At 58.7% G+C, this 11,667-nt stretch carries 10 protein-coding genes; 6 read left to right on the forward strand and 4 right to left on the reverse strand.

The features are described from left to right. Positions 1 to 27: 27 nt before the first annotated feature. Positions 28 to 1,578: a murein biosynthesis integral membrane protein MurJ gene (gene murJ / locus GTP23_RS20305; RefSeq protein WP_161036757.1), complete on the reverse strand. Its 1,551-nt coding sequence runs from the start codon at positions 1,576 to 1,578 to the stop codon at positions 28 to 30. Between the two features lie 182 nt (positions 1,579 to 1,760). Here murJ and rpsT point away from each other — a divergent pair, with 182 nt between their 5' ends. Further along, positions 1,761 to 2,027, forward strand: coding sequence for a 30S ribosomal protein S20 (rpsT, locus tag GTP23_RS20310; RefSeq protein WP_154359505.1), 267 nt, complete (start codon positions 1,761 to 1,763; stop codon positions 2,025 to 2,027). 147 nt (positions 2,028 to 2,174) lie between these two features. Here rpsT and GTP23_RS20315 read toward each other — a convergent pair whose 3' ends face one another. Beyond that, on the reverse strand, positions 2,175 to 2,735 hold the full coding sequence (locus GTP23_RS20315; RefSeq protein WP_161036758.1) for a pseudouridine synthase: 561 nt from the start codon (positions 2,733 to 2,735) through the stop codon (positions 2,175 to 2,177). Between the two features lie 197 nt (positions 2,736 to 2,932). Between GTP23_RS20315 and icd the strand changes: the two genes are divergently transcribed. Together icd and chrA are read left to right on the forward strand one after the other, a co-directional pair. Continuing rightward, complete coding sequence (gene icd, locus GTP23_RS20320) at positions 2,933 to 4,186, forward strand: NADP-dependent isocitrate dehydrogenase (RefSeq protein ID WP_155434754.1); 1,254 nt, start codon at positions 2,933 to 2,935, stop codon at positions 4,184 to 4,186. A gap of 72 nt (positions 4,187 to 4,258) precedes the next feature. Beyond that, positions 4,259 to 5,602: a chromate efflux transporter gene (chrA, locus tag GTP23_RS20325; RefSeq protein WP_161036759.1), complete on the forward strand. Its 1,344-nt coding sequence runs from the start codon at positions 4,259 to 4,261 to the stop codon at positions 5,600 to 5,602. A gap of 81 nt (positions 5,603 to 5,683) precedes the next feature. On the opposite strand, the gene cspE is transcribed toward chrA, so the two are convergent. After that, positions 5,684 to 5,887 carry a transcription antiterminator/RNA stability regulator CspE gene (cspE, locus tag GTP23_RS20330; protein ID WP_008446468.1) on the reverse strand — a complete coding sequence of 68 codons (204 nt, stop codon included), beginning with the start codon at positions 5,885 to 5,887 and terminating at the stop codon, positions 5,684 to 5,686. A 322-nt stretch (positions 5,888 to 6,209) separates the two neighbouring features. Between cspE and clpS the strand changes: the two genes are divergently transcribed. After that, positions 6,210 to 6,512, forward strand: a complete 303-nt coding sequence (gene clpS, locus GTP23_RS20335; protein WP_155434756.1) for an ATP-dependent Clp protease adapter ClpS — start codon at positions 6,210 to 6,212, stop codon at positions 6,510 to 6,512. Beyond that, positions 6,509 to 8,815 (forward strand): ATP-dependent Clp protease ATP-binding subunit ClpA, encoded by a 2,307-nt coding sequence (gene clpA / locus GTP23_RS20340; protein ID WP_161036760.1) that lies wholly within the window; start codon positions 6,509 to 6,511, stop codon positions 8,813 to 8,815. Before clpS ends, clpA begins: the two co-directional genes overlap by 4 nt. A 133-nt stretch (positions 8,816 to 8,948) precedes the next feature. Here the strand turns inward: clpA and prpR are convergent, their stop codons facing one another. Then, positions 8,949 to 10,607 carry a propionate catabolism operon regulatory protein PrpR gene (gene prpR / locus GTP23_RS20345; protein WP_161036761.1) on the reverse strand — a complete coding sequence of 553 codons (1,659 nt, stop codon included), beginning with the start codon at positions 10,605 to 10,607 and terminating at the stop codon, positions 8,949 to 8,951. A gap of 172 nt (positions 10,608 to 10,779) precedes the next feature. On the opposite strand from prpR, the gene prpB reads away from it, so the two are divergent. Further along, entirely contained in the window at positions 10,780 to 11,667 is an 888-nt protein-coding gene (prpB, locus tag GTP23_RS20350) for a methylisocitrate lyase (protein ID WP_161036762.1), read from the forward strand.

Here is an 11,667-nt window from a genome sequence, read left to right on the forward strand (position 1 = left end):
TGGCTACAGCCAGTCGCCAGTCCCATGTTAGCGGGCGCTGCGCTTGAAGTCGCGCAGGCGGAAGCCCAGTGCCAGCAGTACGGCGAAATATACGGTCGCGCAGGCGCCGATGACCAGCAACAGTGCGCCGATACGCAGCATAGTATGGTGCTGCATAGCTAGCCAGTTGACCTCATGCGCGCCATACCAGGCGGCAGTGCCCATCAGGACGCAGGCGACCGCCAGCTTCAGGCAGAACAGCGGCCAGCCCGGTTTCGGCATATAGATGCGACGTTTGCGCAGCCCGGCAAACAGGAAGCCGGCATTGATACAGGCGCCCAGGCCTATCGATAGCGCCAGCCCCGCAACTTGCAGATAGGGGACGAACAGCCAGTTCATCAGCTGGGTGGCAATCAGTACGCCCGTGGCAATTTTCACCGGCGTGCGGATGTCCTGCCGTGCGTAAAATGCTGGCGCCAGCGTTTTCACCAGAATAATCCCCAGCAGGCCGGCACTATACGCAATCAGGGGGCGGGCAGACTGTGTGGCCGCTTCGGCCGTGAATTTACCGTAGTGGAACAGGGTGGCAATCAGCGGTTCGGCCAGCATGGCCAGTCCCACGGCGGCCGGCAGGGCCAGCAGGAAGGTCAGGCGCAGGCCCCAGTCCAGCAGGTCCGAATATTCTTGCGGGTCACCGTCCGACTGGGCTTTGGACAGGCTGGGTAGCAGGATGGTGCCCAGTGCCACGCCCAGCAGAGCGGTGGGGAATTCCATCAGGCGGTCGGCATAGGAGAGCCACGAGATACTGCCTTCGGCCAGACGTGAGGCAATACTGGTGTTGATCATCAGGCTGATCTGCGCGGCCGATACGGCAAACACGGCCGGTCCCATCTTTTTCAGTACGCGTCGTACGCCCGGATCGCCGAGGCCGGCGGCCGGATTCCATGATAGCGTGGGCAGCATGCCGATCTTGATCAGGGCCGGGATCTGGATAGCCACCTGCAGGATACCGCCGATGAAGACGGCGATCGCCATAGCGTAGATCGGTTGTTCGAGATGCGATTGCAGGAACAGCGAGGCCGCGATGAAGGAGAGATTGAGCAGCACGGGTGTGAATGCCGGTATCTTGAACTCGCGCCAGGTATTCAGGATACCGCCCGCCAGTGCCACGAAAGCCATGAAACTAATATACGGGAACATCAGGCGCGTCATCCAGACGGCTGCATCGAAAGCGCCAGCTTGCTGGTCGAGGCCGGTGGCGATCAGGTAAACAAAGACGGGGGCGCCGAGGATGCCGATGGCGCTAACGAATAACGTGGCCCAGACCAGCGTATTGGCCACATGGTCGGCCAGGGTCTTGCTGGCTTCCTGACCGTGCTGGTTCTTGTACTCGGATAAAATAGGCACGAAGGCTTGCGAGAAAGCGCCCTCGGCAAACAATCGGCGCAGCAGGTTGGGAATGCGGAACGCGACGATGAAGGCATCTGTATAGGCGCCGGCGCCAAAGGCTCGGGCAAACAGGGTTTCACGCAACAGGCCGGTAACGCGGGACAGCATGGTCATGCTGGAGATGGCGGCTAGAGTTTTAAGCAAGTTCATGGGGCATGATTATAGTTGCTCCTGACGGAAAATATCGCTATAATCGCAGGCTGTACAAAATTCTGTTATGCAGACACTAATGTTTGGCAAGCAGTAGTTTGATCGGCAGATGCAATGAATTGCACCTGCTTGGCAAACATAAATGTTTGCAAACGAACCTTTACCCTGTTTTAGGAAATTCCATGGCAAATACCGCACAAGCGCGCAAACGTGCTCGTCAAGCAGTTAAGCAAAACGCTCACAATTCGGCTCAGCGCTCGACCCTGCGTACCGCGATCAAAGCAGTTCGCAAAGCGATCCAAGCTGGTGACAAGGCTGCTGCAACGACTATCTTCCAATCGTCCGTGTCGACCATCGACAGCATCGCCGACAAGAAGATCATCCACAAAAACAAGGCAGCTCGCCATAAGAGCCGTCTGGCCGCTGCTCTGAAAGCACTGGCCGCTTAATTTCCCTCACGGGAAGTTAGCTGTTTAAAAACCCGTACTGGCCTCTGGCTGGTGCGGGTTTTTGTGCTTGCGCGACGGGTTTTTCCTGTCGTAAATGGCCAGTGCAGGCCAGCCCGTTTGCACAGGCTGGCCGCGCTGCCGCTTTGCTCAGGTATTTATATCCTTGGGCGAAACTTCCATCCATTCGCCCGGCATCAGCGGATGGGTGGCCAGCGAAATGCCGCCGATGGCGGTGCGTACCAGCCGCAGTGTGGGCAGGCCCACGGCCGCCGTCATGCGCCGCACCTGCCGGTTCTTTCCTTCCTGCAGCGTAATCGCTAGCCAGCTGGTGGGCTGATCGGCCCGCTCGCGGATGGGCGGATTGCGTGGCCACAGCCACTCCGGCGCTTCGATCTGCACCGCCTTGCAAGGTTTGGTGACGAAGTCGCCCAGATCAAGCGGCGCCTGTAATTTCGCCAGGCTTGCTGCGTCCGGTACACCTTCCACTTGCACGATGTAGACCTTGGCTTCCTTGTGGTCGGGGTGGGCTATCATATGCTGCAGCTTGCCGTCGTCGGTAAGCAGCATCAGTCCCTCGCTGTCGGCGTCGAGCCGGCCGGCAGGGTAGATGTTGGGAATGCTGAGGTGGTCGGCCAGCGTCGCGCGGCCGTCCTGTGGTGAGAACTGACACAGTACCTGGAAAGGTTTGTTAAATAGAATGAGAGACATACTTTTCTTGGGGTGTTTTTGGTGTAGGCTTATTGGCCAGTATCTGAAAAACCGTAGCGCCTAGTAAAATACTCGTGCATAATGTGAAACGCCCGTCTTATGTCTTATAGAAGACTTCGGACAAATGTACCACCGTGCAACTAATTCCTGCCTGATAGCAGCTCGCTGCTAGTCTAGCGTCCACTTCGGAGATCACGATGTATCAACATATCAAAGTACCTGCCGACGGCCAGAAAATCACCGTCAACGCCGATTTTTCCCTGAATGTACCAGATAACCCTATCGTTCCGTACATCGAAGGTGACGGTACCGGCGTCGACATCAGCCCAGTCATGATCAAAGTGATCGATGCTGCTGTTGCCAAAGCTTACGCTGGCAAGCGCAAGATCAGCTGGATGGAAATCTACGCTGGCGAAAAATCGACCAATGTGTACGGTCCGGACGTATGGCTGCCAGAAGAAACCCTGACGGTACTGAAAGACTACGTGGTTTCCATCAAAGGCCCTCTGACCACTCCAGTTGGCGGCGGTATCCGTTCGCTTAACGTGGCCCTGCGTCAGCAGCTGGACCTGTACGTCTGCCTGCGCCCAGTGCGTTACTTCACCGGCGTGCCTTCGCCAGTGAAAGAGCCAGAGAAAACCGACATGGTCATCTTCCGTGAAAACTCGGAAGACATCTATGCCGGTATCGAATACCAGCAAGGTTCGGAAGGCGCCAAGAAACTGATGGACTTCCTGATCAAGGAAATGGGCGTGACCAAAATCCGCTTCCCAGAGACCTCGGGTCTGGGCATCAAGCCAGTGTCGAAAGAAGGCACACAGCGTCTGGTACGCAAAGCGATCCAGTACGCGATCGACAACGACAAGCCATCCGTGACCATCGTTCACAAAGGCAACATCATGAAGTACACCGAAGGTGGCTTCCGTGACTGGGCTTACGAACTGGCACAAACCGAATTCGGTGCAGAACTGATCGACGGCGGCCCATGGTGCAAATTCAAGAATCCTAAGACCGGTAAAGACATCATCGTCAAGGATTCGATCGCTGACGCGTTCCTGCAACAGATTCTGCTGCGTCCAGCAGAGTACAGCGTGATCGCTACCCTGAACCTGAACGGCGACTACATCTCCGACGCACTGGCAGCACAAGTGGGCGGTATCGGTATCGCTCCAGGCGCCAACCTGTCGGATTCCGTCGCGATGTTCGAAGCGACCCACGGTACCGCACCTAAGTACGCTGGCAAAGATTATGTGAACCCAGGTTCGCTGATCCTGTCGGCTGAAATGATGCTGCGTCACATGGGCTGGGTTGAAGCTGCTGACCTGATCATCTCGTCGATGGAAAAATCGATCGACTCGAAGAAAGTCACCTACGACTTCGCCCGCCTGATGGAAGGCGCAACCCAGGTTTCGTGCTCGGGCTTCGGCGACGTGATGATCGCCAACATGTAATTCTTGCATTAGCATAGAGGGCCCGCTTCAGCGATGAAGCGGGCCTTTTTTATTTCCGTACGGGGAGAGTAAATGGCGCAGCAGGAGCCGCAAAGCAGTCCGGCCACGCCGGGTTTCTGGCAGGCCGTACGTTACTGGTGGCTGCTGGGCTGCATCAGTTTCGGTGGTCCGGCCGGCCAGATCGCGCTCATGCATCAGGAGCTGGTGGAGCGGCGCCGCTGGATCTCGGAACGGCGCTTTCTGCATGCACTCAATTACTGCATGACGCTGCCCGGTCCCGAGGCCCAGCAGCTCGCGACCTATATCGGCTGGCTGCTGCATCGTACCCGTGGTGGCGTGGTGGCGGGTGTGCTGTTCGTGCTGCCCACGCTGTTGTTGCTGATCGTGCTGTCATGGCTGTACGCGGCCTATGGCCAGCTGCCGCTATTCGCAGGCATGCTGTACGGTATCAAGCCGGCCGTAACGGCCATCGTGCTGCAGGCGGCGCACCGCATCGGCAAACGTACGCTGCGCAATGGCTGGCTGTGGGGCATCGCCGCCGCAGCTTTTGTGGCCATCTTTGCCTTGCACTGGCCTTTCCCTTTGATTATCGGGCTGGCGGCGCTGGCCGGCTATCTGGGCGGGCGCTGGCGGCCTGCCGCATTCAGCATCGCGGGCCATGGCGCCGCCGTACAACAGCACTATGGTGCGGCTGTGATCGACGACACCACGCCGCCGCCTGCGCACGCCCAGTTCCGCTGGTTGCGCCTGCTGCTGGTGCTGGCCAGCGGCTTGCTGTTATGGCTGCTGCCCATGGGCGCGCTTACGTTGCTGCTGGGCTGGCAGCACACCTGGACCCAGATGAGCTGGTTCTTCACCAAGGCGGCGCTGCTGACCTTTGGCGGGGCTTACGCCGTGCTGCCCTATGTGTACCAGGGGGCTATCATGCATTACGGGTGGCTGCAGCCGGCGCAGATGATGGATGGTCTGGCACTGGGCGAAACCACGCCCGGCCCGCTGATCATGGTGGTGGCTTTCGTCGGCTTTGTGGGCGCCTACGGGCAGGCGCTGAACGGCGCGCAGCCAGCGTGGCTTGCAGGCACCGTGGCAGCGCTGCTGGTGACATGGTTCACCTTTCTGCCTTCGTTTATTTTTATTCTGGCCGGTGGCCCACTGGTAGAAGCCACGCGTGACGACCTGCAACTGACCGCGCCTTTGACGGGGATCACGGCGGCTGTCGTGGGGGTGATCGCCAATCTGGCACTGTTCTTCGGTTACAACGTTTTATGGCCGCAGGGCCGGGCAGGGCAGTTTGATCTGGCAGCAGCACTGATCGCCGCCGTGGCGGCACTGGCGCTGATACGCTACCAGCAGAAAGTGCATAAAGTGATCTTCTTCTGCGCGCTGGCAGGGTTGCTCCATGGATACTCTTTGTAGGGCGGTTACAACAGCTACCGAGACCCAGGGGCGAAAAAAAACCTCGCAGTGCGAGGTTTTTTACATCTGCTGCTTAAGAAATTAAGCGGATTGGATGTTGGAAGCTTGCTTGCCTTTAGGGCCTTGCGTGACTTCGAATTGAACTTTTTGACCTTCTTTGAGGGTCTTAAAACCGTTCATGTTGATTGCGGAGAAGTGAGCGAACAAATCTTCGCCGCCGTCATCAGGAGTGATGAAGCCAAAACCTTTGGAATCATTGAACCACTTAACAGTACCTGTTGCCATAAAAAGAACTTTCAAAATTAAAACGGATCACACGAGCCATAAAAGCAAGAAGCTTCTTGCCCCCTCCTCACGCCTCACTTCTTATCAACATGTACATTTCTGCACGCAGCCGATAACGCATTGTTAGCGTAGCAAATTCTAATGTCAAGCATATTTGTATCCATTTTGCTACTTTGAATTAAATTGGTGAAAAAGCAACTCTTGAATTTGGAAGAGAGGGAGCCATCTGCGACAAGTCGAGAAAACGCGTAAGATGGAAACTATAGACACAGCTATGTGAAATCACATTGCAACAAGACTGAAAGCATTAGAATATAAGCGTATGGCAACCAAGCATGACACCGAAGCGCTCCTGGAGCGGCAGGCACTGAAACCGCCGCCGCTGTATCAGGTGGCGCTGCTGAATGATGACTACACCCCGATGGAGTTCGTGGTGGCCATTATTCAGGAGTATTTCAATAAAGACCGCGAAACGGCCACGCAAATCATGCTCAGCGTGCACCAGCACGGCAAAGGTGTGTGTGGCGTATTTTCCAAAGACGTCGCCAGTACCAAAGTGGAGTTTGTTTTAACGCACGCCCGCAAGGCAGGCCACCCCCTGCAATGTGTGATGGAGGAAGTATGATTGCGCAGGAATTAGAAGTAAGTTTGCACATGGCGTTTGTCGAGGCTCGACAGGCACGGCACGAATTCATCACGGTAGAGCACTTGCTGCTGGCCTTGCTGGACAACCCTTCGGCTGCCGAAGTGTTGCGCGCCTGCGCCGTCAATATCGAAGACCTGCGCAAAACGCTGACCAATTTCATCGGTGATAACACGCCGACCGTGCCCGGCACGGGCGAAGTGGATACCCAGCCGACGCTGGGCTTCCAGCGCGTGATCCAGCGTGCCATCATGCATGTGCAGTCGGCGTCCAATGGCAAAAAAGAAGTAACTGGCGCGAACGTGCTGGTGGCTATCTTCGGCGAAAAGGATTCGCATGCCGTGTACTACCTGCACCAGCAGGGCGTGACCCGTCTGGATGTGGTCAACTACATCTCGCACGGGGTGCGCAAGGATCAGCAGGGCGAACCGGCCAAAGCTTCGGAAGGTGGCGAGGAAGGCACGCCTAGCAGCGAAGGCCAGCCTAAGGAAAGCCCGCTCGATCAATACACCCAGAACCTGAACAAGGCTGCTGCCGAAGGCAAGATCGATCCGCTGATCGGGCGCGAAGAGGAAGTGGACCGCGTGATCCAGATCCTGTGCCGCCGCCGCAAGAACAATCCGCTGCTGGTGGGCGAAGCCGGTGTGGGCAAGACCGCGATTGCCGAAGGTCTGGCCTACCGCATCACCCAGAGCGATGTGCCGGAAATCCTGCAGAATGCCGTGGTGTATTCGCTCGACATGGGCGCGCTGCTGGCCGGTACCAAATACCGCGGCGATTTCGAGCAGCGCCTGAAAGCCGTGCTGAAACAGCTCAAGGATAACCCGCACGGCATCCTGTTCATCGACGAGATCCACACCATCATCGGTGCCGGTTCTGCGTCCGGTGGCACGCTCGATGCGTCCAACCTGCTGAAGCCTGCACTGGCGAATGGCCAGCTGAAATGCGTGGGCGCGACCACCTACACGGAATTCCGTGGCGTGTTCGAGAAAGACCACGCACTTAGCCGCCGCTTCCAGAAGGTTGATGTGAACGAGCCTACCGTGGAGCAGACTGTGCAGATTCTGCGTGGCCTGAAATCGCGCTTCGAGGAACACCATGGCGTGAAGTATTCCGCGTCGGCACTGTCCACCGCTGCCGAGCTGGCCGCGCGCTTCATCAACGACCGTCATCTGCCGGACAAGGCTATCGACGTGATCGACGAAGCGGGGGCTGCCCAGCGCATCCTGCCGAAATCCAAGCAGAAGAAAACCATAGGCAAAACCGAGATCGAGGACATCATCTCCAAGATCGCACGGATTCCGCCGCAGACCGTCAACCAGGACGACCGCAGCAAGCTGCAGACTATCGACCGCGACCTGCGTAATGTGGTGTTCGGTCAGGACCCTGCGATCGAAGCGCTGTCGTCGGCCATCAAGATGGCCCGTGCTGGTCTGGGTAAAACGGACAAGCCTATCGGTTCCTTCCTGTTCTCCGGTCCTACCGGCGTGGGCAAGACGGAAGTGGCGAAACAGCTGGCCTTCATCCTTGGCATCGAACTGATCCGCTTCGACATGTCCGAGTACATGGAGCGTCACGCTGTGAGCCGTCTGATCGGCGCGCCGCCGGGTTATGTCGGTTTCGATCAGGGTGGTCTGCTGACGGAAGCCATCACCAAGAAACCGCATGCGGTGCTGCTGCTGGACGAGATCGAAAAAGCCCATCCGGACATCTTCAACATCCTGCTGCAGGTGATGGATCATGGCACGCTGACGGACAACAACGGCCGCAAAGCCGATTTCCGCAACGTGATCATCATCATGACCACCAATGCCGGTGCCGAGAGCCTGCAGAAGGCGTCGATCGGCTTCACCACCGCCAAGCAGGCTGGCGACGAGATGGCGGATATCAAGCGTATGTTCACGCCGGAGTTCCGCAACCGTATCGATGCCACCATCAGCTTCCGTCCGCTGGATGAGGAGATCATCCTGCGTGTGGTCGACAAGTTCCTGATCCAGCTGGAAGAGCAGTTGCACGAGAAGAAAGTGGAAGCCGTATTCACCGAGAATCTGCGCAAATTCCTCGGCAAGAAAGGCTTCGATCCGCTGATGGGCGCACGCCCGATGGCACGTCTGATTCAGGACATGATCCGCAAGGCGCTGGCCGACGAACTGCTGTTCGGTCGTCTGGTAACGGGCGGTCGCGTAACGGTAGATCTGGACGAAAAAGATCAGGTCAAACTGGAGTTCCCGGAACCGCCGGATGCTGCACCAAGCACGCCACCGGAAACGGTCGAAGTGGAATAAGAAAATCGGGGCCTCGCCCCGATTTTTTTTTGTGGGGTCAGGTCGGGCAAAGTGCAGGGGTCAGGTCGGGCATTGGTGCAGTGCTTGCTGTAAGCCAGCCGAACTCTGCGCCAATGCCCGACCTGACCCCGGCTTAGTTTTGGCCTTCAGCGCGCAGTTTGCGCCACAGGGTAGTGCGGCTGATGCCGAGATAGTCGGCGGCGGCATCGCGCCGCCCGCCAAAGCGTGCCAGTACGGCGCTGACGCTTTCACTGGCAGCGTGTGGCGCTGGCATAGGCGCTAGTGCGGGGGCTAGACTGCCAGCTAGTGCCGCTGCCTCGTGGCGGCTTGCATAGCTCAGTTCCGGTGCTACGCTCAGGGCAAAGGCGGGCGTCAGTGCCTGCAGCGGTTCGGCCGCGAGGAATAGTGCTAGCCGCTCCGTCAGGTTGCGTAGTTCGCGCACATTGCCGGGCCAGTCGTAGGCTTGCAGCACTGGTGCGCACGCGCGCATTTCCGCGTGCAGGTTGGGATGCGGACGGGCGCCCAGCGATGCCAGTGCATTCTTCAGCGACCATTCGGCCAGCGGCACGATATCGTCGGGCCGCTCGCGTAGCGGTGGCAAGGTCAGGCGCAGCACGGCCAGTCGGTAAAACAAGTCGGCACGGAAGCGGCCTTCGCGCACGCGCTGTTCGAGGTCGCAATGGGTGGCGCTGATGATGCGCACATTGATGGGAATGGGGCGTGTGCCGCCTACCCGCACCACTTCGCGCTCTTCCAGCACGCGCAGCAAGCGGGTCTGCAAGGTCAGCGGCATTTCGCCGATTTCGTCGAGGAATAGCGTACCGCGGTTGGCCGCCTCGAACAGGCCGGCGTGGCCACCGCGTCGGGCCCCCGTGAACGCGCCTTCCTCATGGCCGAACAGTTCCGATTCCAGCAGCGACTCGGCAATCGCACCGCAGTTGACGGCCACGAAGGGCCGGTTCTGGCCCAGCGTGCGCGGGCTTTCGCGGTGGATGGCCTGCGCCACCAGTTCCTTGCCGCAGCCCGTTTCGCCCTGTATCAGCACGGTGGCGGCCGATTTCGCGTACAGCACCACGGACTGGCGTATGCCTTCCATCGCCAGCGATTCGCCGCGCAGATCGTTGATGCCGTGCTTGGCGCGCAGCGTGTCTTTCTCGACCGTGCCGCGGGCGCGGTGGCGGTTCGATTCCAGTTGCGTCAGCCGCGCCATTTCCAGCGCGTTGTCGAAAGCGTCGCGGATCGAGGTGGCCGAATACACGAACACACCGGTCAGCCCCGCTTCTTCAGCCAGATCGGTAATCAGACCGGCGCCGACGATGGCTTTGATGCCGGCCGCTTTCAGATCATTGATCTGGGCGCGCGCATCTTCTTCCGTGGCGTAGGTGCGCTGCGCCACATCGAAGCCGAAGGTACTGGCAAATTCGGCCAGTTCGGGCAGCTTTTCCTGATAGGTGATGATGCCGATGCGATCCGATACGCGGCGGGCCCGCGCCAGCGCCTGCATCACATCGAAGCCACTGAAGCGTGCAATCACCACGGGTACGGATAAACGGCCCTTCAGGTAGGCGGCATTCGAGCCAGCCGCAATCACGGCATCGCAGCGCTCGGTTGCCATGCGTTCGCGGATATGCCGCGCCGCTTCGTCGAAGCCCAGTTTGATGGGTTCGATGGTGGCGAGGTCGTCGTATTCCAGCGTGATGTCGCGGAACAGGTCGGAGAGGCGCGAAACGGATACCGTCCAGATGACGGGTTTGTCGTTGGCGTCGAAGGGCAGGGGAGTGGAATGGCGCATGGTTGCATTCTAGAGCAGGTGTTGCGATGTTTCAATGTGAAACGTAGATGAAACGATTTTGAAATGGCGTGAAACGTTGCAGTTTGCTAAGTGATTGATTTGTATAGGCTGGCTGCATGGCACGCTGCTTGCACTAAGGACAGCACTTAACGCAACATTGAAAGGTCACAACATGAGTCTATATTCCGCAGGCGCCGCTTTCCGCAAAGCTGTACAGGAAGAATCCCCTCTGCAAGTCGTCGGTGCAATCAACGCCAACCACGCCTTGCTGGCTAAACGTGCCGGCTTCAAAGCCATCTACCTGTCCGGTGGCGGCGTGGCGGCTGGCTCGCTGGGCCTGCCGGATCTGGGCATCTCCAACCTCGACGACGTGCTGACCGACGTGCGCCGCATTACCGACGTGTGCGACCTGCCGCTGCTGGTCGACGTGGATACCGGCTTCGGCGCCTCCGCCTTCAACGTGGCCCGTACCGTCAAATCGATGATCAAGGCTGGCGCCGCCGCCATGCACATCGAAGATCAGGTAGGCGCCAAGCGCTGCGGCCACCGTCCGGGCAAAGAGATCGTCACCAAGCAGGAAATGGTGGACCGCGTTGCGGCTGCCGTGGATGCGCGTACCGATGAAAACTTCGTCATCATGGCCCGTACCGATGCGCTGGCCGTCGAAGGTCTGGATGCCGCCATCGAGCGCGCGGTCGCCTGCGTGGAAGCCGGTGCCGACATGATCTTCCCTGAAGCCATGATCGATCTGGCCATGTACAAGAAATTTGCCGCCGCCGTGAAAGTGCCGGTGCTGGCCAACATCACCGAATTCGGTGCGACTCCGCTGTTCACCGTCGATGAACTGCGCGGCGCCGACGTTGGTCTGGTGCTGTACCCGCTGTCGGCTTTCCGCGCCATGAACAAGGCGGCCGAAAACGTCTACACCGCTATCCGTCGCGACGGCACCCAGCAGAACGTGGTCGACACCATGCAGACCCGCGCCGAGCTGTACGAGCGCATCAACTATCACAGCTTCGAGCAAAAGCTCGACGCCCTGTTCGCCGCCCAGAAAAAGTAA

This window comes from Duganella fentianensis (genome assembly GCF_009857835.1).
GTDB classification, from domain to species: domain Bacteria; phylum Pseudomonadota; class Gammaproteobacteria; order Burkholderiales; family Burkholderiaceae_D; genus Rugamonas; species Rugamonas fentianensis.